The following is a 25,142-nucleotide window of genomic DNA, read 5'->3' as shown; positions in this document are numbered from 1 at the left end:
GGCCGCCCGCAACCGGCGCGGGACTCAGAGGCGTCCGGTCGGGAGACGTCCGCTCGTGAGGTCCGCGACCTGCTGCGGGGTGAACGGCGGCTCGAGGAGGTCGGCCCGGTAGGCGTGGCAGCGGAAGAGGTCGGCGATGTAGTGCATCCGGTCGGGCAGGTCCGACCAGTCGCGGGCGGCGGTGTCGAGCAGGCTGTCGGTCGTCGGGTCGATCGTGTGGAGCAGGGCGAGCAGCTCGGGGTCGGTCAGGTGGGCGAGCAGCGGCGGGAACTCGGCGGACAGGTCCACGCTGAGGTCCAGCAGCTCGCCGCCCGGCAGCGCCATCGTCATGAGGTGCTCGGTGACGACCCGGCGGGCCGGCGCACGGGCCTGGTCGGCGAGCCGCTCGACGGCCAGCCGCACGGGCGTGCGGCGGCCGAGCACGGTCAGCAGCACCCGGCGCAGCCACTTGACCACCCGGTTGCCGGGCAGGAGCAGGTCCAGGAGGCGGCGTTCGAGGTCGCGCGGGTCGATCAGGGGCGCTTGCAGGGCCGCGGTGATCTCCGGTTGCAGGCGGGTCTGCTCGTGCAGGCCGATCTCGAGGTTGGCCAGGAGCAGCAGCTCGGCCCGCTCCTTCGGGTCGACCGCGGACATCGCCCGGTGGTAGCGGGTGAACGCCTGCCGGAGGTAGCGCCGGCCCTCGGGCGGCTCTCCGGGGCGCAGCGCGGCGCTGAAACCGTCGACGTCGTCGGCGGTCTCGGCCAGGAAGCGGGCGAACTCGCGGGCGATCTCCTCGAAGACCTTGAGGTTGCCCCGCGCGGACGCCTCACCGGCCACGTCGAGCCGGGCGGCGGCCACCACGGCGCGGCGCACCGACCGGTCGGCGTGCTCGAGGACGTGGCGGGGAACGGCCCGTCGCAGGCTGTGCAGCAGCAGGTCGACGGCGGCGGTCGCCTCGGGGGAGGACGTCAGCACCCGGTCGAGCACCCGGGCCGGGTCCTCCTGCCGGATGGTCTGGCCGACCTGCTTGGACGCCCACACGGCGAACGTGCACCAGTTCGCCGACCCGCCGGTCCGGTCGGCCGGCGCCCGCGACAGGCGGTGGTAGCAGTGGGTGATCCGGAGGTTGCGAACGACCGGGTCGGGGTGGGCGGCGATCTCGTCGACGTCGGCGACCGAGGGCGGGCCGCCGCCGTCGAGTGCCCGCACGTCGCCACTGGTTCGCGTCATGGATTCGCCGACCTTTCCTGCCCGAGGTGTGCACTGGTTCGTCGTTGCGGCGGCGGCGAACGTGACACCCGGGTTCAGGGTCGCCAGGTCCGCACGACGTGGCGGCGCAGCTTGCCCGAGCCCGTGCGGGGCAGGGACGGCACGAAGACGACCCGGCGCGGCACCTTGTACGCCGTCAGGTCCCGGCGGGCCATCGCGATCAGGGCTTCGGCCAGGTCGTCGTCCCCGATCGGACCGTCGGCGCGCACCACGTACGCCAGCAGCCGGGTCGAACCGCCGTCGTCGGCGACCGCGCAGACGGCTGCCTCCCGCACCATCGAGTGGCCGGCCAGGAGGTTCTCGACCTCCAGCGGGTGGACCTTGATCCCGCCGACGTTCTCGAGGTCGTCCAGGCGGCCGATGACGGTCACGTAACCGTCGACGTCGATCGAGGCCAGGTCACCGGTGGCGTACCAGTCGTCGACGCGCACCGCCGTGCCGTCCTCGTGGACGCCCAGCGTGATCGTCGGGCCGCGCACCTGCAGTCGACCGGTCACGTCCGGCTCGACGGGCTCGCCCCGCTCGTCCACCACGCGCACCTCGAACGGCGGCAGGGGACGTCCCGCGGTGCCGACGCGGCGCGCGGCGCGGGTGTTGTGGGTGAACGCCTGACCGACCTCGGTGGTGCCGATGCCGTTGAGCAGGCGGTCGCCGAGGACCTCCATCAGGCGCTCCTCGAGCGCGGCGGAGAGCACCTCGCCCCCGGTGGCGGCGATGCGCAGCTTCGCCAGCCGGTCGCTGCCGGGGTGGGCGACGAGCTTGCGGTAGAACGTCGGCACCGCGAACAGGGCGGTCACGTCGTACTTGTCCACGATCGCCAGCACGTCGTCCACCAGCGGCGCCTCCGGGTTCAGCACCACGCGGCTGCCGCACAGCAGCGGGAAGAACAGCGAGTTGCTCAGGCCGTAGGCGAAGTACATCTTCGACACCGAGTGCACGACGTCGTCCGGACCCAGCTCCAGCGCCGGCACGGCGAACGAGCGGTGGTGCACGATCGGGTCGCCGTGCAGCTGCGGGCACAGGCGGGGCACGCCGGTCGTGCCCGAGGTGAACGTTGCGTACACCTGGTCGTCCTGGGCCCGCGGCGTGACCGGGACCGGCTCACCGCCGTCGAGCTCGGCGAAGGCGGCCACCGCGAACCCGGCCGCCGAGAACCCCGGCCGGCCCACGACCAGCGCCGGTCCGGCGGCGTCCAGCACCCGGCGCAGCTCGTCGGGGTGCAGCCGGGGGTTGACCGGCACGGCCACGGCCCCCGCGTGCGCGGCGCCCAGGAACGCCAGGACGAAGTCCGGCCCGTCGTCCAGCACGAGCGCGACCCGGTCGCCGGGCCGCACGCCCGCGCCGGCCAGGGCGCCGGCGACGCGTCCCGCACCGGCGTACACGTCGGCGTGCGTCAGCATGGCGCCGTCCACCTCGTAGGCGGGCCGGTCCAGCCACCCTCCGGCGTCGGCTCCGGCACGCAGCACGTCGACCAGGTTCATCCCAGGGCTCTTCCTGCTCGGGCCCGCCCGGGAGCGGGGGAGGTCACGGGGTCGTGCGGAGCGCGGCCACCGCCGAACGCCACTCCAGCACCACGTCGAACAGGCCGGCGACCGCGTCCAGCCCGGTCGACGGCGGCGGCCCGCCGCGCAGCGCGGCGACGAAGTCCGCGTACGCGCCGCTCACCGGCGGCGCGACCAGGTCCGCGGCCGAGGCGCCGGTGACGGAGAAGTGGAACCGGGTCTCGCCCCGGCCGAGCTCGATCGACCCGGTCACCCCGCCGGCCACCGCCACGGCCCGCACCCGCGACCGGGTCGCCTCCACCGTCCGCACGTCGGTCACGGGCATGCCGAGCACCCGTTCGACGGCGTCCAGCGCGTCCGGGCCGAACTCGGTGACGAGGTCGTGGCCCCCGGGCCCGGCCAGGCGCACCGCGAAGCCCTCCGCGCCGCCCTCGGCGACCGCCTTGCCCAGCTCCACCAGCGCCGGGTGGTGCGCCCACGGCAGGTCGACCGAGCAGCGGCCGGGCGCCTGCCGTGCCGCCTCGACCAGGCGCGCCAGGTCGTCCACGGCCCGCTTGCCCAGCAGCACGTGCAGCCCTCGGCGCAACGCGGTCAGCGCCGCCGCCGTGTCCGGCGCCGTCACCACGACACCCTCGGCGGGGACCGTCTCCACCAGCCGCGTGCCGTCCCGCAACGCCCACGGGGCGCCGTGCGCCCGTGCGGCGGGCAGCAACGCGCGCAGGTCGGGATCGGCCACGCCGACCACGCGCACGCCCCGCACCGCCGGCACCGGGTCCGCGCCGACGACCACGACCCGCACGTCGGCGGGCTCGGCGGTGGCCAGCGCGCGGTCGCTGGCGAAGAAGCTGAGGTCCGCCGCGGCGGCACCCGGGTCGGCGAGCACCGACACCCGCGGCCGGTCCAGGTCGGCGTAGTCCTTCTCGACCGGCACCCACTCCAGGTCCGCCGCCGCGTGCGTCGGCCCCGTCGCGAAGAGCTCCGCCCAACGGCTGCGGATCACCCGCATGTGGCGCTTCCAGATGGGCAGCTTGTCGTGGCCGACGTGGTTGAACGTGGTGCCCTCGAAGTGCCGCATCGCCACCGAACCGACGTAGCGCAGCCGCTCGCCGTCCGCGCGCAGGCGGCAGCACAGGTCCACGTCCTCGCACAGCGACACCGGGTCGAACGACTCGTCGAACCCGCCGACCCGGCGGAACGAGCTGTGCCGCACCATCAGCGCGGCGGTGGGCGCCCACGACTGCTCGCGGTGCGCGCGGTGCTCCGCGCCGAGGGGCTTGCCGCGCCCGACGGGCCCGATGCGGCCGTCGGCGGTGGACGCGCCGCCCGCGCACTGCACCAGCTCGCGGTCGCCGGGGTAGAGCAGCAGCGGCGACACCGCGCCGAGGCCCGGGTCGGCGGTCAGCTCGGCGGCGAGCACCTCGACGACGTCGGGGTCGTCGACGAGCACGTCGTTGTCGAGGAAGAGCAGGAACTCGCCGCGCGCCACCGCCGCGCCGACGTTGCGCCGCTCGCTGCCGCCGCGGTCGTCCTCGTGGCGCAGGACGGTGAGGGCGCGCGGGTGCTCCAGCGCGGCCAGGTGCTCGGCGGTGCCGTCGTCGGACCCGTTGTCCACCACGACGATCTCGAACTCGCCGGACGCGCGGGCGAGGGACGCCAACGCCCGGCGCGTGTGCTCCAGGCGGTTGCGGACCAACATGACGACCGAGACCAGGCCCGGTACCGGGGTCGGGTTCACACTGCGCCCTTCACCGAGGGGAGTCGTGCGGGATCGGCACGTCGCTGCGCCGGTCGAGCACGACAGGGGTGGGGTGGTGCCCGCGCGCAGCAGTCGGCGTCGCCGCCGCCTCGGTCGCCCATTCCACTATGGTGGAACACGACCACGGTGGATCACCGAACTGGATCGTTACCGGCGCTGATCGTAGAGGCTGCCCTGCGGGTGTGCCAGCCCATCGATCGGATTTCCGAAGGGACCCCGTGGACAACGCCGCCGACCTCGGCAGATCCGGCTCGGCCCGCTATTTCCTGAACGATCCCCGACAATCAGGCGGGCCCATTTGGACGGCATTGTTCTGCCATGCGGCGGGCTTTACCGGACGCGTTTGGCGGACGGCCGTGGAACACCTGCGGACACCGGTGCGCGCCGCCGCCCTCGACCTGAGCGGCCACGGCGCCGCGCCGCCGCCGGCCGAGGACGCCGACTGGGGTGTGTTCGCCGACGACGTCCTCGGCGCCGCCCGCGCGCTGGGCGCCGGACCGCTCATCGGCGTGGGCCACTCGCTGGGCGCGACGGCGTTGCTGCTGGCGCAGGCGCGGGCGCCGGGCACGTTCGACCTGCTGGTGTGCTTCGAACCGATCCTCGCGACCCGGCACGACCCGGCGTTCGCCGAAGCGGCGGCCCGGCGGCGCGCGGTGTTCCCGTCCCGCGCCGACGCGCTCGCCCGCTGGTCCGCCCGGCCGCCGCTGTCCCGGCTCGCGCCGGCCGTCCTCGCCGACTACGTCGACTCGGGCCTGGTCGAGGACCCGGCCGGCGGGGTGCGGCTGCGGTGCGCGCCCGAGGTGGAGGCGCAGCTGTTCCGGACCGCGGTCTCGTGCCCGTGGCGGGAGGCGCTGCCGGCGGTGCGGTGCCCGACGGTGTTCCTGCGCGGGAGCGAGTCGGTGGTGGTGACCGGCGACTCGCTCGCGGAGGCGTGCGCCGGGCTGCCCTCGGGCCGGTCGGTCGACGTGCCCGGCCTGGACCACCTGGGTCCGCTGGTCCGGCCCGACGTGTTCGCGGACGTGCTCGACGGGCTGTTCGCGGACTTCGGGATCGGCCCGCCGCCGGGTTCCTGACCCGGGGCGGGGCCGCCCGCGTCGGGGGTGTCCCGACAGCGAAGTGGCGCGGCGGCCTGGTCGCCGCCGCGCCACCGGGTCCGCGTGCCTAGCTCACGGTGATGTTCGAGCTGCCGCTGCTCTGGTAGCCCTCGGTCGCCATGATCATGTAGTAGCGGAAGCTGCCCAGCTGCATGCCGGCCCGGCTCCACGCGTCGAAGTGGTTGCCCGTGGTGATGGTGCCGCCGACCCGCCTCTGCTGGCGGACGCTCCAGAACTGGGGGAACGTCTTGGTGCCTTCCACCGACGGCGCGTTGTAGCGCATCGTCTGGTAGATGTCGTACGTACCGCCGTCGCTGGTGACCGTGCCCCGGTGGGTGCCCGTGGGGCGGTAGTTGCCCCAGCTGTCCACGATGTAGTACTCGACGAGCGGGCCGGACGTCCAGCCGTAGAGGCACAGGTAGCCGTTGCCCGAAGGGCTGAAGCTGCCCGAGTAGCGCACGGTCCGGCGGGAGCCGGTGCTCCAGCCCTTGCCGCACACGAAGTTGCCGGTGTTCCGCCACGAGGTGCTGTACTGCCCGCCCGACCCCATGGTCATGGAGACGGTGTTCTGGGCGTCGGTCCAGAACGAGTAGTAGTAACCGTTGTGGGTGCCCGTCTGGTTCGTGGTGACGGTCTGGGCCTGGGCGGTGCCGGGCAGGATCAGCCCGGAGGAGAGCGCCAGGGCTCCGGCGCCGCCGATGAACGTCCTGCGGCTGATCGAAGGCTGCGCAGGGGCGTTGTCATCCATTTTTGTGCTTCCTCCTCGTTGAGGCCAGCGAGGGCCACCCGACGTGCGGCGAAACCGGCGTGCCGGTCGACGGCCGGGAAAGGTGGCCGCGGCACTGCGGTGTCGTACACTGCGGCGGAACGCCATCCGCGGAATTCGCGCGGTCGGCGCCGGTCGCGGTGGGCGACTCGATCGACATCGGTCCGGGGTCTGTCGATGCAGACAGTGTTCGACCGGCTCCGGCGCGTTGTCAACAATTCTCGTAAAGTTGCGAAACCCTTATCGCACTATTGCGCAAATCAGTCGACCGCTCACTTGTCCGGGACGCATCGGCCCTGGTGCCGGCGTTTCCGGTTTCGAAGTCCTCCGAAGGCCGCCGAAGAGTTTCGGAAACCTGTCGAACTCTCACGGGCGTGCGGCGATGGTGCCGGCAGGCCCGGTGAACCACCTCAAGATCACCCGATCGTGCGTGGCATTCGGACGGCCGCGCTGGGAAGAATGGTCTACGGGGATGTCGATCGGTGGGGGACGCGGCAGTGGGGTCAGCACGGGAGTTGCCGGCGGCCGTCGTGCGGGTGCGCGACGACCGCGGTTCAGTGGTGGGCGCCGGTTTCCTGATCGCGCCCGACCTGGTGTGCACCTGCGCCCACGTGGTGGGCGACGACGCGAGGCCGGTGCGGGTGGACTTCCCGATGCTGCCCGGCGTCCCGGCCCGCAAGGCGCGCGTCGAGGCGTGGCGGCCGGTGCGGGCCGACGGGCGCGGCGACATCGCGCTGCTGCGGCTGGAGGGACCGCCGCCGGAGGGGTCCGCCCCGCTTGCCCTCGGCACGGCGCAGAACCCGTGGGGCCGGCGGTTCCGCGTGCCCGGGTTCCCGGCGGGCCGCGAGGACGGCGTGTGGGTCGGGGGCAGCCTGCGCGAGCGGCAGGGCACCGGGTGGGTGCAGATGCAGGCCGACGACGGGCCGCGCATCGCGCGCGGCTTCAGCGGCTCGCCGGTGTGGAGCGAGGACCTGGCGGCGGTGATCGGCATGACCGTGGCCGCCGAACGCGGCTCGGGCACCGCCTACCTGATCCCGTCCGAGTCGCTGGTCGAGGTCGCGGACGAGCTGGCGCCGCCGTGCCCGTTCCGCGGCCTGCGGGCCTTCCGCGCCGAGGACGCGCGGTACTTCTTCGGGCGCGACGAGGAGGTCGACCGGCTCGCGCGACGGGTGGCGCGGCAGCGGATCGTCCTGGTCGTCGGGCCGTCCGGGTGCGGCAAGTCGTCGTTGGTCGACGCCGGGCTGAGGCCCCGGCTGGAGGCGGCGGGCACACCGGTGGCCCTGGTCCGGCCCGTGCCCGGCCAGTCGGCGGAGGACCTGCTGGCCGTGCTGCGACCGGCCGCCGTGCCCGGCGCGGTGCTCGTGGTCGACCAGTTCGAGGAGGTCGTCACCGCCGACCCGGCCACCGCGCGGGACGTGCTGCGCCTGCTGGCGGAGCTGACCGCCGAGCCGGCCGGGCCGCGGGTCGTGCTCACGCTGCGGGCCGGCTCCCTGGACGGGCTCCTGGCGGCCGGCGGCGTGCCCGCGCTGGACGACGCGACGATGTTCCTCGCGCCGTTGAGCGGGGACCGGCTGCGGCAGGCCGTCGAACGGCCCGTCGAGCTGACCCCCGGCGTGGCCTACCAGGACGGGGTGGTCGACCGGGTGCTCGCCGACGCGCGGGCGGGCACGGGCCTGCTGCCGCTGGTCGAGTTCACCCTCACCGAGCTGTGGCAGGCGCGGGACGCCGGCCGGCTCACCTTGCGCGCCTACGACGAGCTGGGCGGTGTCGCGGGCGCGTTGGCGGGCCACGCCGAGCGCTTCTACCGCGCCCTCGAGCCGGCCGAGCGGGAACCGGTGCGACGGCTGCTGGTGCGCCTGGCCCGACCCGCCGACGACGGTTTCGCGGTGCACCCCACCAGGGTCGACGAGGTGCCCGACGACCTGCGCCGGGTGGTGGACGTGCTGCTGGGCGCGCGGCTGCTGGTGGTCCGCGAGGACCCCGGCCAGCCCCCGGTGCTCGCGCTCGCCCACGAAGCCCTGCTGCGCACCTGGCAGACCCTGCGCGGGTGGCTGGAGGCCGACCGCGAGTTCCTGGCCTGGCACGCGCAGGTGCGCGAACGCGCCGAGCAGTGGGAGCGCGAAGGCCGCGACCGGAGCCTGGTCCCGCGCGGCGGGCAGCTCGCCACCGCGCGGCAGTGGCTCGACCGGCGCCCGGCCGACGTCGACCGGCGCGAGCACGACTACGTCGCCGCCGGGCAGGCCGCGCAGCGCCGGTCCACCCGGACGCGGCGGGCCGCGGTGTCCGCCATGGCCGTGCTGCTGCTGGTGTCGGCGTTGCTCACCGCCCGCACCGTGTCGGCCAACCAGGAACTGGACACCACCGTGCGGCGGCAGGGCGCGCAACTGCTCCGCGACCTCGCCGAGCGGCAGGCCGGCGTCTCCGCGATGAGCGCGTTGCAGTTCGCGCTGGCGTCCTGGCGGCACGACCCGGCGGTCGGCTACGGCGCGCTGCTGCGGCAGCAGGCCGTGTTCCACGACGTGGCCGAGGTGGACGTCGACCGGTTCGCCGTGCCGATGGACGAGGTCGCCACGACACCGACCGGCCACGTCGCGGTGTCCGCCACGGCGGCCGGCGAGCTGACCGCGTGGCACGACCCCTGGGGCGACGCGCCGCGGTCGTGGCCACTGGGCGAGGTCGACGGCGTGGAAGGCATCCGCGTGAGCGACGACGGCACGCGCGTCGCCGTGGTCGACACGACGGCCGCGATCCGCGTGTGGGACCTGCGCGAGCCCGGCGAACCGGTCCTGGTGCGCCCCGCCTCCGCGGAGGCGGACCCGCTGGACGACGCCGGCGTGGAGATCTCGCCTTCCGGCGGGCACGTCGTGCTGGTCAACAAAGGGCTGGTCGAGGTGTGGGACGTGGCGCGGCGGTCCCGGGTGCCGGGGTTCGCGCCGCCGCCTGCCGAGGTCCTCGGCGTGGCCGCGCTGGACGACGAGACCGGCGCGGTGGCGTTGCTCGAACGGCGCGACGACGACGCGGTGCACGTCGTGCGGTCGCTCGAGACGGGCGCGGAGGTCCGCTCGATGCCCGGCATGTCCCGCACCCTGCGCCAGGGCCGCATGGTGCTGACCTGCGCGGACCAGGTGCTCACCGGCTGGGACGCCTTCGGCGGCGCGGAGGTGTTCCACCAAGCCATGCCGGACTGCGACGACATCGCCACCGAGCTGACCGGCGAGTACGTCGTGGTCGACCCGGTGACCGAGTCGGGCGGCTTCAGCGTGGTGACCTACCTCGACCCGCGTGACGGCCGGGCCTACCAGTCCTCGACGCCGAGCGCGGACCTGACCGCCGACCAGGAGGTCGCCGGAGGCACGGTCGCGCTGCGGTCACCGGACGGCACCCCGGACATCCGCCACGTGCGGGGCAGGGCGATGGTGCGGATGCGGCCACCGCGGCCCGTCGAGGAGATCGGCGAGCAGCACTCGACGCCACCGGACACGATCGACCTGGTCAACCCGGTCTACAGCGAGGACGGTTCGCTGATGGCCGTGGCGGAGGGCAGGTTCGCCCAGGCGCCCGGCGTGTCGCTGATCGACACCCGCACCCGGCGCCGGGTGGCCACCGCGCCGGACCTGCGGCCACCGGGCCGGTTGTTCCTGCAGTTCACCCCGGACAACGCGCGCCTGCTGCTGTTCGACGGCCCGGACCTGCTCGTGCTGGACACCCGGGACCTGGCCGAACTGCGCCGCCTGCGGCTGCCCCGGCCCGCCGAGCTGGCCGACGAGGACGACCGCTACTGGCCGCGCACGGTGGCCGTCGTGGAGAACCGCACCGCCGTCACCCTGTACGCGGGCCTGCTCACCCGCTGGAACCTCGACAGCGGCGCCCGGGTCGGCGAGCCCTTGCCTGCGGGCGGCACGGCGCGCGAGCTGCTGACGGCGGCGGAACGCGGCGTCGTGCTCGGCACCCCCGACCCCGACCGGGTGCTCGTCAACACGTCGCACGGCCAGCGCTGGTGGGACCTGGCGGCCCGGACCGGCGGGGACGAGATCGCGCCCGAGCCGGACTCGACCATGCTCGCCGCGGCGACGGCCGGTTCGCGCATCGCGATCCAGTACTCGACCGGCCGCGCCTACGTGCACGACCTGCGCTCCGGCGCCACGTCGGCGCCGATCCCGCTCACCGCGCACGTCGCGCCCCTCGGGTTCACCCCGGACGGCAAGCTGCTCGCGTCCGGCCAGGACGAGCGGATCCAGGCGTGGGACCCGGAGACGTCCCGCCTGCTCGGCGAGTTCCGCCTGCCCGCCGACACGATCAGACCGGTGGTGCGCGGCACCCGGCTGATCGCCGCGAACGAGCAGGGCTTCGTGTCGCTCGACCTCGACGCGTCCCGGTGGTTCGAGGCCCTGTGCGCCGCCGCCGGCCGCGACTACACACCGTCCGAAGTGGACCAACTGCCGCCGGGCGCGGATCGGGGCAACCCCTGCGGGTGACGGCTCCCCGCGGTGGGCGCGGACGGTGAGGACCGCGCCCACCGACCGGGTCAGCCGGTGCCCCGGACGAACGCCCAAGCGGTGCGGGCGACCGTGTCCTCGATGCCGGTGAAGCCCTCGGCGGGGCTCAGCTCGTCCTCGGTGAAGTCGAGGTCCGGGTCGTCGGCCGTGCCGCCGACGCCGTCCGGGCCCACCGCGAACATGACGGCCGGGTTCCCGCCGGGGTCCATGATGCCGTGCACGTCGTTGGGTCCGCTGGTGTGCCAGCTGCCCGACATGTGCCCGGCCTCGTGACTGGTGATGTTGCCGACCGCACGCCCGATGAACGCGATCTTGTCACTCTGCGGGCCGACGTAGGTGTTCAACGACAACCGCGACCCGGCCGGCGCGCTGATCTCGTCGAGCAGCACCAGCGCGGTCTCCTCGCGGCCGAAGTTGCCCGCGTCGATGGACTGCGCGATGCCGACGGTCGGGATGCCCGACTCGGCGATGGTGCCGCCGACGACGACCCGGCTGACGTTCGGCTGCCCCCACGGGTCGGCGTGGTCGCGGCTGTTGAGGACGCGCAGCGCGAACCGCGGGTTGAGGCCCTTGGCGACCATGTCCCGTTCCAGGTTCTCCCGCACGGTCGCGACGACGGAGGTGATCAACGCGCGTTCGTCGCGCGCGGCGAGACCCCACCCGGGCAGGAAGTCGGCCAACGGGGACAGGTCGCGCAAGCCGCCGCCGTTGCCGAAGATCGACGTGTTCACCCTGGCGCCGTCGAAGTCCAGGAAGATCGTGTGCACCGAACCGCGCGGCGCGGTCTCCGTGCCCGGGCGGAACGCTTCGAGCTTGACGTCGTACGGGCCTTCGCCCGCCTCGACCCCGAGCCGGTACCGGCCGGCCGCCGGCGCGACGAAGTCCACGACCGCGTTGCCGCCGCCGGGCATCGGCGAGTCCACCGCGAAGAGGGAGGTGAGGTCCTGCGCGGAGCCGAACACCTCGCGACCGGCCGGGTCGTGCACCGCGAGCCGCGTGCCGCCGCCCGCGACGGACGCGCCGAGCACGTCGCCCGCACGCAGGTCGAAGGAGTAGTAGTCGAGGTCGCCCGCACTGCGGCCGCTGGTGATCAGCAGGTCGTACGGGCCTTCGGTGCCGACGCCCGGACCGGTGCCCGGCGTCTTGGGGTCGGGCAGCAGGGCCGGGTCGGAACCCACCATGAGGTAGAAGGTCCGGTCGGCCTGGATGGTGACGGTGAGGGCGGAGTCGGTCGTGCCGCCGCTGTCGCCGTTGAGGTCCCAGAGGTTGCCGTCGGCGTCCCACAGCGCGAGCACCGTGTCGAGGCCGCCGGTCGGCGTCGCCGTGCGCGCGGTGAACGTCAAGCTGGTGGCACCGCTCTGGATCCGGTAGTAGTCGAAGTCGCCGGTGCCGTCGCCCGCGCTGCCGTGCGGGCCGTCGCCGATGACGCCGCTGGTGCGGACCCCGTGCCGGGTGCCCGGGATGCCGGTGTCGCCGGCGAGCCCGATCGCGTCGTCGGTCTCGGGGAACGGCGGCAGCGTCGGGATCGAGTCGTCGGGCCTGATGTCACCGGTCAGCGCGACCTTCGAGTGCGCGCGGGTGCCGAAGCCCGCGATGTGCTCGGCGGTCGCCAGGGTGTCGTTGGCGCCGGTGGTGCCCGCCGGTTCCTTCTCCCGGTACGGCAGCGCGGCCTGCGTGCCGACCCGTTGCCGCCGTTCCCGCGCCTTCGTCTCGCGCGCGCTGGTCACCGCGGTCCAATCGGTCCCGGCCTGGTGCGCCGGGAACATCAGCAGCGGGTCGGGCTGGATCATCGGCACGGCCTGCGGTTCGGCGGTGGCGGCGGTCTGGCCGCCCAGCAGCAGTGCGGCAGCCACCCCTGCTGCCAGCACGCCGAGTGAACGTTTCTCCATGTCGGTTTCCCCCTGGTCCTCGGAGCGTCCAGGAAACCGTCACCGCGGCCCGGGTGCCGGAGTTCGCCTGAGGTTGGCCCGTTCATGCGAACGCGACGACGCCCGTCAGGACGGCACGCGCCTTCCGTTCGGCCCAAGGCGGGTGCGTCGCCCACTGCGTCCGGACGCTTCGCCCCGGTGATCGATCCGCCTGGGGGAGGCCAGGTCGGTACCAGTGGTGGTGGCGTGGGGGTGAGGGGCAGTCACGTCCGCCGGACCGGGCAGGTGGCCGGTGTTAGTCGGCGTGGCGGACGGGCTGGGTGGAGGAGACGGCGGCCAGTGCCTCGTCGACCGACGGGAACACGGTCAGCAGCTGCCCGAGGGAGGTCAGCTGGATCGGCCGCAGCACGGCGCGCCTGGTCGCGACGACGGCCAGGGTGTCGACCAGGCGCCGGACCTCCAGCAGCAGCGACAAGCCGGCGGAGCTGAAGAAGATCACCCCGGACAGGTCGAGGACCAGGGCGGACGGGCGCTCGACCAGGCCCGACACGACGGTGGCGCGGACCTCGGAGGTGGTGTCCATGTCCAGTTCGCCCGACACGGCGACGACCAGCACGTCACCGGTTCGGGTGACACGGATGTCGAGGATCGGTGACGGTCGCCCCATCGGCTCGGCCACGACGTCTCCCGGGTGTGATGCGCGCGGTGTCGAACCACAGTTGTACCAGTTCGACGCTACGCCCCGGGGTGCGACGACGCGCTCGGGTGACCGCCGCGCCCCGGTCGTCCCACCCTGCGGACGGCCGCCACGATGTCGCTGTTCGAGACCCCCTTCACCAGGTGTTCCCGGACGCCGACCGACTCGAACTCGCGGAACGTCTCGCGGTCGGTGAAGGCCGACAGCGCCAGGATGCCGGTGTCCGGCGACCGGAGCTTGATCTCCCGCGCCGCCCGGCCACCGCCGCCGCCGGGCATGCGCACGTCGAGCACGACGACAGCGGGGCTGTGGCGTTCGACCAGCTCGATCGCCTCGTCCGCGTCCCGCGCCACCGCGACGACCTCCAGGTCCGGCTCGGCCTCCAGCACCTCGCGCAGCGCGTCGCGGATCATCGGGTCGTCGTCCGAGATCACCACGCGGAGCTTGCGTCCCGTCACGGCTCACCACCGGACGAATCCGGGATCCAGAACCGCACCACCGTGCCACCGCCTTCGCCTTCGCCCATCGACCACCAGCCGCCCGCGGTCTCCGCCCGCTCCCGCATCTCGATCATGCCGAAGTGGTCGAACGCCGGGCGGTCGGCCGGCGCGCCCGCCGCGGTGTCGACGCCCGCCCCGACCCCGACGCCGTTGTCCGCGACCTCCACCAGCGTGCCGCCGTCGACCGAGGTCAACGACACCTCGACCGCCGACGCCCGCGCGTGCTTGCGGATGTTGACGAGCGCTTCCTGGCAGATGCGGAAGATCGTGATCGCCGACTCGGCGGACGGCTCGTCGTCCAGCGCGTGCCGCAGCCGGTAGGTGACGCCCCACGAGCCGGCGACGTCGGTGAGGTAGTGGTCCAGGGCCTGCGCCAGGCTGTGCCGGTCGAGCTCGGGCGGGCGCAACCGGAACACCAGGTCGCGCAACCGCCCGATGGACGACCGCACCGCCTCGTCCAGCTTCCGCACCCCGGCGGCCTCCGGCTCGGGCAGCCGGTTGGCCAGCAGCTGCAACCGCATGCCGACGGCGACCATGGACTGGATCGAGTCGTCGTGCACGTCCCAGGCGATGCGGCGCCGTTCCAGCTCCTGCGCCTCCACCAGGTGGCCGACGAGCTTGCGCTGCTCGGTCAACGTCCGCTCGACGCGTCGGCGCTCGGTCATGTCGCGGGTGACCTTGGCGAACCCGCGCAGCCGGCCCGTCTCGTCGGTGAGCGCGGTGATCACGACGTTGGCCCAGAAGCGGGTGCCGTCCTTGCGCAGCCGCCAGCCCTCGTCCTCGAACCGGCCGACGTCGACCGCGACTTCGAGCTCGCGCCACGGCTTGCGCGCCACCAGGTCCTCCGGCGGGTAGAACAGCGAGAAGTGCTCGCCGACGATCTCCCGGGCCGAGTACCCCTTGATCCGCTCGGCGCCCGCGTTCCAGCTGATCACCCGGCCGGTCGGGTCGAGCATGAAGATCGCGTAGTCCAGCACGCCCTGCACGAGCAGCCGGAACCGCTCCTCGCTCGCCCGCAACGCCTCCTCGGCCCGCATCCGCTCGGTCACGTCGCGGGTGACCTTGGCGAACCCGCGCAGCCGCCCCGACTTCTCGAACAGGGGGGTGATGACGACGTTCGCCCAGAAGCGGCTGCCGTCCTTGCGCAGCCGCCAGCCCTCGTCCTCGAACCGGCCGACCTCCGCCGCGACCTCCAGCTCGTGCCAGGGCTTGCGCGCGGCGAGGTCGTCGGGCGGGTAGAACAGCGAGAAGTGCCGGCCGATGATGTCCTGCGCCGAGTACCCCTTGATGCGCTCGGCGCCCGCGTTCCAGCTGATCACCCGGCCGGTCGGGTCGAGCATGAAGATCGCGTAGTCGACCACGCTCTCCACGAGCAGGCGGTACGCGTCCTCGGCCGGCGGTTCGACGTCGGGCTCGGCGGGGTGGTCAGCCATGGCGTCACTGTGCACCATGGTCGGTGGGGGTGCCACGGTCGGCGCGCCGGGGTCAGGAGGTGGCTACGACGGCCATTTCGCACCAGACGACCTTGCCGCCGGGATCGGGGGTCGTGCCCCAGGCCGTGGTCAGCTGCTGGACGAGTTGCAGGCCCCACCCGCCGACGGTGGCGGACAGCCGGGTGCGCGGCAGGACCGGGCTGCCGTCCTCGACCTCGACCCGCAGCCGGAGCGCGTCCCCCGCCAGCCGGACGACCGGGATGGTGGCCGTGTGCCGCAGGGCGTTGGACACCAGTTCGGAGACGACGAGCACGACGTCGCTGTGGTCGCCGAGGTAACCGAGATCGGTGAGGGTCTTGCGGACGAAGTCGCGGGCCAACCCGGCCGCCCCGCGGTCGACCGGCGCGCTGAACTCCGCAACCGGGCCAGACACCGTGAGGTCCACGGTCGCACTCTCCGGCATCGGGCGCTCACTGCCCAGACGCACCGACACCGCCGTGACTGGTGCGGCTGCACTAGTCGGGCTAGTCGAGCAGGCCGTCGCGGCGGGCGATGGCCACCGCTTCCAGCTTCGACCGGGCGCCCAGCTTCTCCAGCACCCGTTGCACGTGGTTGCGCACGGTGTTGCGGGCGACGCCCATGCGTTCGCCGATCTCCTCCGTGCTCGCCCCGTCGGCCATGAGCAGCAGCGCCTCGCGTTCACGGACCGTGAGCGGCACCCCGTCGGTCCTGGCGCGGCCGGTGAGCTTGTCCAGCACGCCCGCGAGCAACCCGCCGTCGAACACGACCTCGCCGGCCGCCACCCGCAGCACGGCCTCGGTCAGCTCCTCCAGGCGGGCGGACTTGAGCACGAGGCCCGCGGCGCCGGACTCGGCGGCCCGGGCGGCGACGGACACGGTCGCCTCACCGGTCAGCACCAGCACCCGCGCGCCCCACTCCTCGAAGTGGCCGATCGCGTCCAGGCCGTCGCCGTCGGGCAGCCGGCGGTCCAGCAGCACCACGTCGGGCCGGTGCCGGCGGACCTCCGCGGCCGCCGCGGCCACCGAGCCGACCGTGGCCACCACCTCGACGTCGCCCGCGTCCGCCCACGCCAGCCGGATCGCCTCGGCCACCATGTGGTGGTCCTCCACCAGGACCACGCGGACCGGTCGGGACGGGTGGGGTGAGTGCGCCATGCTGTGCAGATCCTCGTCGCTGGTCCGGCCACCCACCCTAGACCTTCGGACCGCCCTGTCCGACCGGCACGCTGGAAGATCGCCACCACGGGGGATGCCGGCCTCGCCCCAGGAGGCCGGGTGGCGGGCGGTGCCCGGTTCAGGCGGGGTCGAACACCGGGCCGCGGTACGTCCAGGACCGTGACGCACGGCGCACCGGTGACGACGGCTCGTGTTGTGAGGGCCGGGCACGGCACCGAACGTCGTGGCGCTGCGTTCAAGTGGGGTGAACCGGGGGGACGAGGTCGAAGAAGAGCCGCAGCCGCCGCGTTGGGCGGTGTGGGTGGCGCGCGCTGTCGCCGTGGTCGTCGTGGTGCCGGTGCGGTTGGCGTGGGAAGGGATCGTGGTCGTCGGCCGGGCGGTGCGGCGGTGGGTTCTCCGGCCCCTCGGCATCGGCCTGCGGTGGGTGGCGCGGGTGCTCGGCGCCGGGCTGCGCTGGTTCGGCGAGGTGCTGGCGCGGTACGCGTTCAGGCCCCTCTGGGCGGTGCTGCGGGCCGTCGCCGACGTGGTCGGGCGTGGGTTGGCGGCGGTCGGCGCGGGGTTGCGGTGGCTCTTCAGGGTGCTGGCGCGGTTCGTGCTGCGGCCCGCCGGCCGGGTGTTCGCGCCGGTGGGCCGGTGGCTGCGGTCGGCGGGTGTCGTGGTCGACGACCTCGTGCGCCGGGCCGCGCGGGTGCTCGGGTGGGTGCTGCGGGTGGTGGTGCTCAAGCCGTTGGCGTGGGGTTGGCGTGCGCTCGTGGTGTGGCCGCTGCGGGCTCTGTGGTGGGTGGTGCGGCTCTTCGCCCGGGCGCTGGTCTGGGCTTGGCGGCTGCTGGGACGGGTGGGCCGCGCGGTGGTGGTGCCGCCGGCCCGGTGGGTGCGCCGGGTGGTGCTGGCGCCGGTCGGGCGGGCGATCGGGCACGGGTGGCGTGCCGTCGTGGTGGCTCCGGCGCGGTGGGTGCGCGGGTCGGTCGTCGAGCCGGTGCGGGTGGCCGGGCGCCGGCTTCGCGCCGCGCTCGGCGGACGTCGGGATCAGGCGTGAGGTCCGGACGTGACGGTCATCGGGCGGCGAGGACGGCGGTGGCGATCGCCTCGTGCCCGGCGGGGGTGGGGTGCACGTCGGTGTGCTCGCAGAAGTAGGTCAGCTCGCAGACCTTCGCCACCGGGGTGGGGATCGGGCCGTAGGTGGGGTCCTGCGTCGTCTCCGTCAACGGGCCGTAGCCGCCGGTCGTGGCGGTGACGTCGACGAACCGCGCGCCCACCTTGTCGTACTCGGCTTCGAGGGCGGCGTTGAAGAAGTCGCGGAACAACGACACCGACAGGCGGGCGAGGTCCCGGCCGTTCGGGAACGCGGGGGAGACCCACGCGCCGAGGAACACGTCCGGGTAGGTCAGGCCCACGATCGGGGCGTCGCCGGCGGCGTCGCGCAGGGCGGGCAGGGTGGCGGCCAGGTTGGACCGGACCGCGGCCACGGCCTGCGACGCGCACGTCAACGGGTCGTCGGCCCGCGCGCACGGGGCCAGGTCGTTGCCGCCGATCACCACGGTCACCAGGCCGACCCGCCCCCGGTGCTCGCGCAGGGTCTGCACGGCCGCGTCGAGCTGGGTGCGGCCGGCGGGGTCCGGCGCGTCGGGGCCGCGGGCGGCGGGCGCGCAGCCGGGCTCGGCGCGCAGCTGGGCGGACGTCGCGCCGCTGCACGCGAGGTTGATCAACCGCAGGTCGGACCGTTCGGCGACGAGGTAGGCGAACCCGTCCCGAGCGGTGCCCTCGCCCGCGTCCGCCGGCCGGTAGCCCGTCGCGTAGGAGTCGCCCAACGACACGTAGACGCGTTCGACGGGCGGGTCGCTGGTGGTGGCAGTCGAGGACGCCACGGTCGTCGGGGGAGTCGTGGTGCACGCTCCGAGCGCCGCCAGCAGCGCGCCGATCAGCGCCGATCGCCGAAGTCCCGGCACGTCCACCCCTTCCAGCCCGGCAACGACCACCCAGGCTACCCGCCGGCGTAACGGTCCACCGGCCGTCCACTGTGGACCGGGGGAGGGGCGCGGACCGCGTCCGGACATCGGTCGAGCGGAACGCGATCGCGGGAAACCGGCCGGTCGAAGGGGAAACCGGCCGGGATCGCGCGGGTCGGCGTCGTCGGCCTACTTGTACTGGGCGATCTGGATCAGGTTGCCGCAGGTGTCGTCCAGCACCGCGGTGACGACCGGGCCCATCTCCAGCGGCTCCTGGGTGAACCGGACGCCGAGGCCGCGCAGCCGGTCGAACTCGGCGCGGACGTCGTCCACGAGGAAGGCGGTGGCCGGGATGCCGTCCGCGACCAGCGCGTCCTTGAACGGCTGCACCGCGGGGTGGCCGCTGGGCTCCAGCAGCAGCTCGGTGCCGTCGGGATCGTCGGATGAGGCCACGGTCAGCCACCGGTCCTCGCCCAGCGGGACGTCGTTCTTCTTCACGAAGCCCAGCACGTCGGTGTAGAAGCTCAGGGCCTTGGCCTGGTCGTCGACGAAGACGCTGGACAGGTGGATCTTCATGGGGTGTTCTCCGGTGCTTCGGGCCTGAGCCATCGCGTCACGATGAGCTCGAGCGGTTCGGTGTTCAACTCGTGGAACTTGTAGCGGCCCTCGCGCCGTGACCTGACCAGCCCGGCGGCCTCCAGCACGGCCAGGTGCTGGCTCACCGCCTGCCGGGTCAGGCCCACCTCGTACTTCGCCAGCAGTCGCGCGCAGAGCTCGAACAGGGTCTGGCCGTCCCGTTCGACCAGTTCGTCGAGGATGCGCCGGCGGGTTCGGTCGGCCAACGCCTTGAAGAGTTCCTCCGCCACGGCACCATCATAGGCAAGTGACGACTTGCCTGCAAGCGGCGACTTGCCTGACGTCCCGAGGTCGACGCCGAGGCCGAGGCGCGGGTGACGGCCACGGCGTCCCTGTCGACCCTGCCTTACGGGCAGCTCAGGGCGTCCACGCCTCGATTACGCCGCCATCGGTTCTTCCGGTGGCGGCGGGACTTCGTCGCGATCGGTGGGGCTCAGTCGTCGGTGGGAGCCTCAGGTCCGGTCGTGGCGTACCGGGCGGCGGTGGTGCGGACGGCCTCGTCGACCACCTGGGCGACGCGCTCGGCGCTCACCTCCCAGTCCGGCACCAGGAGTGTCGGCCAGAAGACGTAGTTGGAGATCATGCCCAGGAACTGGGTGGCCGCGAGGTCCACGTCCTCGACCCGCACCGTGCCCGCCTCGTGCTCGGCCCGGAGGTAGCGGCGCACGGACTCGAAGTAGGGCATCTTCCCGCGTGAGAACTGCGCCTGGGCCAGCTCGGGGAACCGCGGCAGCTCGGCGATGACGATCCTGAACAGGTCGGTCATCCGGGCACGGCCCAGCAGCTCGGCGTAACGGCGACCGAGGGTGCTCAACCCGTCGACGACGTTGCCCGCCGGCGGAGGGCCCTCCTCGTCGGCGGCCGACCAGGACTCGGTCACGATGGCGTCGAACAGGGCGGCTTTGCTCGGGAACTGCTTGAACAAGGTGGCTCGCGACACGCCCGAGCGCTCGGCGATCCGCGCCAGCGACGTCCGGTCATAGCCCAACTCGAGGAACAGCGCGGTCGCGGCCTCCACGATCAGCGCGCGCTTCTCCTGGGCGACGCGCTGGTGATACGTCGTCACGATCCCGCTCATGGGGCGAGCATACGAGGTGAGTGGCTTGACTCGCCATTGTCGCCGTCCTAGCATCGCGGCCAGGATGGTGAGTCGACCGGCTCACCACCGGCCGCCGGTCGTCACCGGCGATCCCGGTCATCCACCCGCGTACCGGAGGAGCACCCGATGCCCCGCTTCGACAACCAGACCGTGCTCGTGACCGGCGGGACCGGTGGTCAGGGTTCGAGCCACGCCCGCGCCTTCCACGCGGAGGGGGCGAACGTGGTGATCGGCGACATCGACGCGGAACGCGGCGCCGCTCTCGCCGACGAACTCGGGACCCGCGCTCGCTTCGCCCACCTCGACGTCACCGACGAGAGCTCGTGGTCGGCCGCCGTGCTGGTCGCCGAGAGCGCCTTCGGCGCCCTGAACGTGCTCGTCAACAACGCGGGCGTGCAGAACCCGCCTGCGACGATCGAGAACACGGAGCAGGCCACGTGGTCGCGCATCCTCGACGTCAACCTCACCGGGACCTTCCTCGGCATCAAGACCGCGGCCCCCGCTCTGCGCCGCGCGGCAGGGGGCGCCATCGTCAACATCGCCTCGACCATGGGGCTGGGAGGCACGGCTCACTACGCGCCGTACGTCGCCGGCAAGTGGGCCGTGCGAGGCCTCACCCGAACGGCAGCGCTCGAGCTCGGCCGCGACCGCATCCGGGTGAACACCATCCACCCCGGCGTGATCGCGACCTCCTTCATCCACGAACCGGCGGCCGGGGCGGTCACGGCGATCGCCGACTTCTACTCACCCGAGCCGTTCGCCATCCCCCGGCTCGGGGAGCCGGTCGACGTCAGCCGTCTCCTGCTGTTCCTCGCGTCATCGGACGCGTCGTTCATCACCGGGTCCGAGTACGTCATCGACGGCGGACTCCTCCTCGGGCCCGCCCTCCAGGCCGAGGTCGCATGAGCACGCCGGACCCGGCCGGGTCGATCGACCCCGCACGGGACGCGTCCTCATCCCACCTGCCCGACCACGTCCGACGAGCCGTCGAGATCACCCCCGCCGCGGGCACCGCGGAACGGATCATCGACATCACGACGCTGGGGCGCCGCACCGGCCGGGCACACCGCATCGAGATCTTCTTCTACCGGGCCGCGGGCGCCACCTACCTGTGCAGCGGCGCCGGCGGCGCCGCGACCGACTGGCACGCGAACCTCCTCGCCAACCCCGACTTCACCTTCCACCTCAGGAACGGGGTCCGCGCGGATCTACCCGCACGGGCCACGCCGGTCACCGACCCCGCCGAACGTCAGGCCGTGCTGGCGGAGATCGTCGCCGATCTCAACCAGCCCCACGACCCCGGCACCATCCGGCCGACCCGGCTCGAAGACTGGGCCGACAGCCGGCTGGTGCGCGTCAGCTTCCGCCACCGGCCGTGACCGCGGATCCCACGACACCGTCGACCGCGGGTCGCCGGAGGTTCGGGAGCGCGTGGAACGCCGACGACGAGGTCGTCGCGTGGGGCGGATGGCCGCCACCTGCCGCCCCGAACGCTCTGCGGCTCAGCGCTCGGGTTGCGCGATCCCACCGACCACGCCCCGGCCGCGACGGGTCGGGTTTGTCCGGTCAGGGTGGCGGTCAGGGCTGGACGACCGGGGCGGTGGTGCGCGAGAGTCGGATCGGTGATCGGGCACCCAGGTCACCTGACAACGTTGTCACCCAGAGAGGGCCACCCTGCCGATGCCGCTCAGACGAGGCACCACGCTCCTGCTCGCCGCCGCGCTGGCCCTCGGGGGGACACCGGCGGTCGCGACGGCCGCCGCTCCCGCCGACGTGGACCCGACCACCCTGGTGAACCCGTTCGTCGGCACCCAGAACTTCGGCAACACGTTCCCCGGCGTGAGCATGCCGTTCGGCATGGTCCAGGTCAGCCCGGACACCGGCGGCCAGGGCGGGTACGACTACCAGCAGCAGGAGATCCACGGCTTCAGCCAGACGCACCTGTCGGGCGTCGGCTGCGGCGTGGCCGGCGAGCTGCCGGTCATGCCGACCACCGGCCCGGTGGACAACGTTGACACCGCGGGCTACCGGTCGAAGTACTCCCACGCCGACGAGGAGGCGCGGCCGGGCTACTACCGCGTCGGGCTGTCCCGCTACGGGGTGAACGCCGAGCTGACCGCCACGCCGCGCACCGGCTGGCAGCGCCACACGTTCCCGGCGGGGGCGCAGGCGAACGTCCTGTTCAACACCGGCAAGGCGAACCAGCAGGTGCTGGACTCCGAGGTGCACGTCGTCGGCGACCGGACGGTGGGGGGCCGGATCAAGGCGGGGCGGTTCTGCGCCGGGCACGACGAGCACACCGTGTACTTCACGGCCACGTTCGACCGGCCGTTCGCGAGCTTCGGCACCTGGCGCGGCACGACCCGCGCGCCGGGCGTGCCGGACGCGGCGGGCCAGGGCGGCAACGGCGCGTGGGTGACGTTCGACGCGACGGCCGACCGGGACGTGGTGCTGAAGGTCGGCCTGTCCTACACCGGGATGGACGGCGCGCGGAAGAACCTCGCCGCGGAGACCGGCGACTCCTACGACTTCGAGGCGACGAAGGCGCGGGCGCACCAGGCCTGGGTGGAGCGGCTGAACGCGATCCGGATCGACGGCGGCGCGCCGGAGCGGCGGACCGCGTTCTACACCGCGCTCTACCACTCGCTGCTGCACCCGAACCTGGCCGGCGACGTGGACGGCCGGTACGTGGGCTTCGACGGCCTGCCGCACGTCGCGGACGGCTTCACGCCCTACCAGAACCTCTCGTTGTGGGACACCTACCGACCGCAGAACCAGCTGTTGGAGCTGCTGGAACCCCAGGTCGCCCGGGACGTGGCGCTGTCCGTGGTCGCGAGCGGCCGCGACGGCGGGTGGCTGCCGCGCTGGGCGCTGGCCAACAGCGAGACCAACATCATGACCGGCGACCCGGTGACGCCGTTCCTGGTCGAGGCGTGGTCGAAGGGCCTGCTCGCCGGGCACGAGGAAGAGGCCTACGAGCTGCTCAAGCGCAACGCCACCACCACCCCTCCGGCCGACTCGCCGTACAACGGGCGCTCCGGTGTGGAGTTCTACCGCGACCGCGGCTACATCCCGTCCGGGTTGACGCTGGGCGCCGACTGCGCGCACAAGGGCGGCGACAACGACTGCGTGCACCCGGCGTCGGCGACGCTGGAGTACGCGGCGGCGGACGCGTCGCTCGCCGTCATGGCGCGCGGCCTGGGCAAGCACGACGACGCACGCGTGTTCGCCGAGCGCGGGCAGTGGTACCGCAACCTGTGGGACGCCTCGATCGGCCACTTCCGCCCCCGCACGGTCGACGGCACGTGGGTGACGCCGTACAACCCGGTCGACGCCGGTCATCAGTTCCACGAGGGCGGCGCGTTCCAGTACCAGTGGCTGGTGCCGCAGGACCCGAACGGCCTGGTGGAGCTGATGGGCGGCCGGCGGGCGACCGAGCAGCGGCTCGACGCGTTCTTCGCCTACGACGAGCTGCTCGCCGACCCGGCCGGGACCGTGCGCGAGGACTGGATCACGCAGCCCTACGACTACTACGGCAAGCCGACCTACAACCCGAACAACGAACCCGACCTGCTCGCGCCGTACTTCTACCTGTCCACCGGCACGCCCGCGAAGACGGCGACCGTGGTGCGCGCGGCGATGACGTTGTTCACCACCGGTCCGGACGGCATGACCGGCAACGACGACCTGGGCACGATGTCGGCCTGGTACGTGTTCTCGTCGCTCGGCCTGTACCCGACGATGAGCGGCGGCGACTTCCTCGCCCTGTCCAGCCCGCAGTTCCCGGGCGCGACCGTCCGGACCGGGAGCAGGACGCTGACCATCACCGCGCCGGGCGCCAGTGACGCCAACCGGTACGTCCAGCAGGTGACGCTCAACGGCCGGGACGTGCGCAAGACGTGGCTGGACTGGGACGCGGTGGCGGGCGGCGGCACGTTGGCGCACCGGCTCGGCACCACGCCGTCGTCCTGGGGCACCGGTCCCGGCGCCGAGCCGCCGTCGATCAACCGCGCGCAGGCCGACGGGCGGCGGCACGTGGACGCGTCGCTGCGGCAGGCGTCGGCGGTCGTGCCGACGGCGGACGCGCCGCAGACCGTCGAGCTGACCCTGGACGTGCTCGCCCAGGCGCCCGGCTCGGTGCCCGTCGGCATCACGGCGACCGCGCCGGACGGCTGGTCGGTGACGACCGCGGACCGGTTGGTGGTCAAGTCGGGCCGGTTGCCGACCCAGCGGACGGTGTCGGTGGTGGCGACGGTGCCGGCCGGCGCGCCGGTCGGCCGCTACCCGGTGCGGGTCACCGTGACCGGGCCGAACACCGTGGTGCGGGAGGCGGTGGTGGAGGTCCGGCGGGCGGCGACGTGCGCGGTGGCGGGCGCGCAGTGCGCGGTCGACCTGACCGGCGAGCTCAACCACGACGGCACGGCCACGGTCGCCGCGTCCGACCAGGGCGACTTCGACGGCTCGGGCTGGAGCTACGACGCCGCGCTGCTGCCCGCCGCCGGTCCGGTGGCGCTGGGCGGCGTGACCTACCAGGCGCCGGACGCGTCCGGCACGGCGGCGAACTTCGTGGAGGCACGCGGGCAGGCGGTGCTGCTGCCCGCCGGCGAGCACTCCGCGCTGCGGCTCGTGGCCTCGGCGCACAACGGCCCGGTGACCGCCGCGGTGACCGTGCGGTACGCCGACGGCACCACGGCGGAGGTGCCGATGACGGTCGGCGACTGGGCCGGCTCCGGCGGCTCGGTGGTGCTGGAGATGCCGCACCGCATCAAGGCGGGGCAGGGCGTGGACGGGCCGCCGGTGCGCCTGTTCGGCCTGTCCCTGCCGCTCGACCCGGCCAAGGCGGTGCACTCCGTGACGCTGCCCGACGACCCGCGGGTGGAGGTGTACGCGATCACGCTGGCCTAG

Annotated in this window: 20 protein-coding genes; 6 read left to right on the top strand and 14 right to left on the bottom strand. The window is 73.7% G+C overall.

All coding sequences use genetic code 11. From position 1 onward, the window contains the following. Positions 1-24: 24 nt before the first annotated feature. The 3 genes from IOD16_RS18140 to IOD16_RS18130 form a co-directional block, all read right to left on the bottom strand. On the bottom strand, positions 25-1,209 hold the full coding sequence (locus tag IOD16_RS18140; RefSeq protein WP_201440982.1) for a hypothetical protein: 1,185 nt from the start codon (positions 1,207-1,209) through the stop codon (positions 25-27). A 74-nt stretch (positions 1,210-1,283) separates the two neighbouring features. After that, a complete protein-coding gene (locus IOD16_RS18135) occupies positions 1,284-2,729 on the bottom strand; it encodes a class I adenylate-forming enzyme family protein (RefSeq protein WP_201440981.1) in 1,446 nt (481 codons plus the stop codon). A 43-nt stretch (positions 2,730-2,772) separates the two neighbouring features. After that, on the bottom strand, positions 2,773-4,446 hold the full coding sequence (locus IOD16_RS18130) for a glycosyltransferase (protein WP_201440980.1): 1,674 nt from the start codon (positions 4,444-4,446) through the stop codon (positions 2,773-2,775). A 167-nt stretch (positions 4,447-4,613) separates the two neighbouring features. On the opposite strand from IOD16_RS18130, the gene IOD16_RS18125 reads away from it, so the two are divergent. Next, complete coding sequence (locus IOD16_RS18125) at positions 4,614-5,579, top strand: alpha/beta fold hydrolase (protein WP_268957725.1); 966 nt, start codon at positions 4,614-4,616, stop codon at positions 5,577-5,579. A gap of 88 nt (positions 5,580-5,667) precedes the next feature. Here the strand turns inward: IOD16_RS18125 and IOD16_RS18120 are convergent, their stop codons facing one another. Further along, a complete protein-coding gene (locus IOD16_RS18120; RefSeq protein WP_123741811.1) occupies positions 5,668-6,348 on the bottom strand; it encodes a glycoside hydrolase family 11 protein in 681 nt (226 codons plus the stop codon). 515 nt (positions 6,349-6,863) lie between these two features. Between IOD16_RS18120 and IOD16_RS18115 the strand changes: the two genes are divergently transcribed. After that, positions 6,864-10,841, top strand: coding sequence for a serine protease (locus IOD16_RS18115; RefSeq protein WP_201440978.1), 3,978 nt, complete (start codon positions 6,864-6,866; stop codon positions 10,839-10,841). 50 nt (positions 10,842-10,891) lie between these two features. Here IOD16_RS18115 and IOD16_RS18110 read toward each other — a convergent pair whose 3' ends face one another. From IOD16_RS18110 to IOD16_RS18085, 6 genes are all read right to left on the bottom strand, one after another. Continuing rightward, on the bottom strand, positions 10,892-12,751 hold the full coding sequence (locus IOD16_RS18110; RefSeq protein ID WP_201440977.1) for a PPC domain-containing protein: 1,860 nt from the start codon (positions 12,749-12,751) through the stop codon (positions 10,892-10,894). A gap of 274 nt (positions 12,752-13,025) precedes the next feature. Continuing rightward, positions 13,026-13,409 carry an STAS domain-containing protein gene (locus IOD16_RS18105; RefSeq protein ID WP_201440976.1) on the bottom strand — a complete coding sequence of 128 codons (384 nt, stop codon included), beginning with the start codon at positions 13,407-13,409 and terminating at the stop codon, positions 13,026-13,028. A gap of 56 nt (positions 13,410-13,465) precedes the next feature. Beyond that, positions 13,466-13,885: a response regulator gene (locus IOD16_RS18100; RefSeq protein ID WP_236595072.1), complete on the bottom strand. Its 420-nt coding sequence runs from the start codon at positions 13,883-13,885 to the stop codon at positions 13,466-13,468. Next, positions 13,882-15,360 (bottom strand): PAS domain-containing sensor histidine kinase, encoded by a 1,479-nt coding sequence (locus IOD16_RS18095; RefSeq protein WP_201440975.1) that lies wholly within the window; start codon positions 15,358-15,360, stop codon positions 13,882-13,884. Before IOD16_RS18095 ends, IOD16_RS18100 begins: the two co-directional genes overlap by 4 nt. Positions 15,361-15,412: 52 nt before the next feature. Continuing rightward, a complete protein-coding gene (locus tag IOD16_RS18090) occupies positions 15,413-15,793 on the bottom strand; it encodes an ATP-binding protein (protein WP_201440974.1) in 381 nt (126 codons plus the stop codon). Between the two features lie 91 nt (positions 15,794-15,884). Continuing rightward, positions 15,885-16,535, bottom strand: coding sequence for a response regulator transcription factor (locus IOD16_RS18085; protein ID WP_201440973.1), 651 nt, complete (start codon positions 16,533-16,535; stop codon positions 15,885-15,887). A gap of 265 nt (positions 16,536-16,800) precedes the next feature. On the opposite strand from IOD16_RS18085, the gene IOD16_RS18080 reads away from it, so the two are divergent. After that, positions 16,801-17,592, top strand: coding sequence for a hypothetical protein (locus IOD16_RS18080; protein WP_201440972.1), 792 nt, complete (start codon positions 16,801-16,803; stop codon positions 17,590-17,592). A gap of 16 nt (positions 17,593-17,608) precedes the next feature. Here the strand turns inward: IOD16_RS18080 and IOD16_RS18075 are convergent, their stop codons facing one another. The 4 genes from IOD16_RS18075 to IOD16_RS18060 all read right to left on the bottom strand — a co-directional run bounded on the left by IOD16_RS18075 (position 17,609) and on the right by IOD16_RS18060 (position 20,216). Then, positions 17,609-18,532 (bottom strand): GDSL-type esterase/lipase family protein, encoded by a 924-nt coding sequence (locus IOD16_RS18075; RefSeq protein ID WP_201440971.1) that lies wholly within the window; start codon positions 18,530-18,532, stop codon positions 17,609-17,611. A gap of 159 nt (positions 18,533-18,691) precedes the next feature. Next, positions 18,692-19,078 carry a VOC family protein gene (locus tag IOD16_RS18070; protein WP_201440970.1) on the bottom strand — a complete coding sequence of 129 codons (387 nt, stop codon included), beginning with the start codon at positions 19,076-19,078 and terminating at the stop codon, positions 18,692-18,694. After that, the gene (locus IOD16_RS18065) at positions 19,075-19,368 is read right to left on the bottom strand and encodes an ArsR/SmtB family transcription factor (protein ID WP_201440969.1); all 294 of its coding nucleotides are present in this window, start codon (positions 19,366-19,368) and stop codon (positions 19,075-19,077) included. Before IOD16_RS18065 ends, IOD16_RS18070 begins: the two co-directional genes overlap by 4 nt. Positions 19,369-19,571: 203 nt before the next feature. After that, positions 19,572-20,216 carry a TetR/AcrR family transcriptional regulator gene (locus IOD16_RS18060; protein ID WP_201440968.1) on the bottom strand — a complete coding sequence of 215 codons (645 nt, stop codon included), beginning with the start codon at positions 20,214-20,216 and terminating at the stop codon, positions 19,572-19,574. Positions 20,217-20,363: 147 nt separating this feature from the next. Here IOD16_RS18060 and IOD16_RS18055 point away from each other — a divergent pair, with 147 nt between their 5' ends. The 3 genes from IOD16_RS18055 to IOD16_RS18045 all read left to right on the top strand — a co-directional run bounded on the left by IOD16_RS18055 (position 20,364) and on the right by IOD16_RS18045 (position 25,142). Continuing rightward, positions 20,364-21,143, top strand: a complete 780-nt coding sequence (locus IOD16_RS18055; RefSeq protein WP_201440967.1) for a glucose 1-dehydrogenase — start codon at positions 20,364-20,366, stop codon at positions 21,141-21,143. Next, positions 21,140-21,616, top strand: a complete 477-nt coding sequence (locus IOD16_RS18050; RefSeq protein ID WP_236595071.1) for a nitroreductase/quinone reductase family protein — start codon at positions 21,140-21,142, stop codon at positions 21,614-21,616. The genes IOD16_RS18055 and IOD16_RS18050 overlap by 4 nt, the downstream gene beginning before the upstream one ends. Positions 21,617-21,917: 301 nt before the next feature. After that, positions 21,918-25,142: a GH92 family glycosyl hydrolase gene (locus IOD16_RS18045; protein ID WP_201440966.1), complete on the top strand. Its 3,225-nt coding sequence runs from the start codon at positions 21,918-21,920 to the stop codon at positions 25,140-25,142.

The sequence above is a fragment of the Saccharothrix sp. 6-C genome, assembly GCF_016695385.1.
GTDB classification, from domain to species: Bacteria; Actinomycetota; Actinomycetes; order Mycobacteriales; family Pseudonocardiaceae; genus Actinosynnema; species Actinosynnema texasense.
Note: the sequence above shows the minus strand (reverse complement) of the source record. Positions and strands in the feature narration are given on the sequence as shown.

Excerpts from the sequence above, each read along its gene's own strand:
- IOD16_RS18070 (WP_201440970.1), bottom strand. The coding sequence starts at position 19,078 with ATGAAGATCCACCTGTCCAGCGTCTTCGTCGACGACCAGGCCAAGGCC.
- IOD16_RS18120 (WP_123741811.1), bottom strand. The coding sequence starts at position 6,348 with ATGGATGACAACGCCCCTGCGCAGCCTTCGATCAGCCGCAGGACGTTC.
- IOD16_RS18050 (WP_236595071.1), top strand. The coding sequence starts at position 21,140 with ATGAGCACGCCGGACCCGGCCGGGTCGATCGACCCCGCACGGGACGCG.
- IOD16_RS18045 (WP_201440966.1), top strand. The coding sequence starts at position 21,918 with ATGCCGCTCAGACGAGGCACCACGCTCCTGCTCGCCGCCGCGCTGGCC.
- IOD16_RS18110 (WP_201440977.1), bottom strand. The coding sequence starts at position 12,751 with ATGGAGAAACGTTCACTCGGCGTGCTGGCAGCAGGGGTGGCTGCCGCA.
- IOD16_RS18085 (WP_201440973.1), bottom strand. The coding sequence starts at position 16,535 with ATGGCGCACTCACCCCACCCGTCCCGACCGGTCCGCGTGGTCCTGGTG.
- IOD16_RS18140 (WP_201440982.1), bottom strand. The coding sequence starts at position 1,209 with ATGACGCGAACCAGTGGCGACGTGCGGGCACTCGACGGCGGCGGCCCG.
- IOD16_RS18135 (WP_201440981.1), bottom strand. The coding sequence starts at position 2,729 with ATGAACCTGGTCGACGTGCTGCGTGCCGGAGCCGACGCCGGAGGGTGG.
- IOD16_RS18095 (WP_201440975.1), bottom strand. The coding sequence starts at position 15,360 with ATGGCTGACCACCCCGCCGAGCCCGACGTCGAACCGCCGGCCGAGGAC.
- IOD16_RS18130 (WP_201440980.1), bottom strand. The coding sequence starts at position 4,446 with ATGTTGGTCCGCAACCGCCTGGAGCACACGCGCCGGGCGTTGGCGTCC.
- IOD16_RS18060 (WP_201440968.1), bottom strand. The coding sequence starts at position 20,216 with ATGAGCGGGATCGTGACGACGTATCACCAGCGCGTCGCCCAGGAGAAG.
- IOD16_RS18055 (WP_201440967.1), top strand. The coding sequence starts at position 20,364 with ATGCCCCGCTTCGACAACCAGACCGTGCTCGTGACCGGCGGGACCGGT.
- IOD16_RS18125 (WP_268957725.1), top strand. The coding sequence starts at position 4,614 with ATGGTGGAACACGACCACGGTGGATCACCGAACTGGATCGTTACCGGC.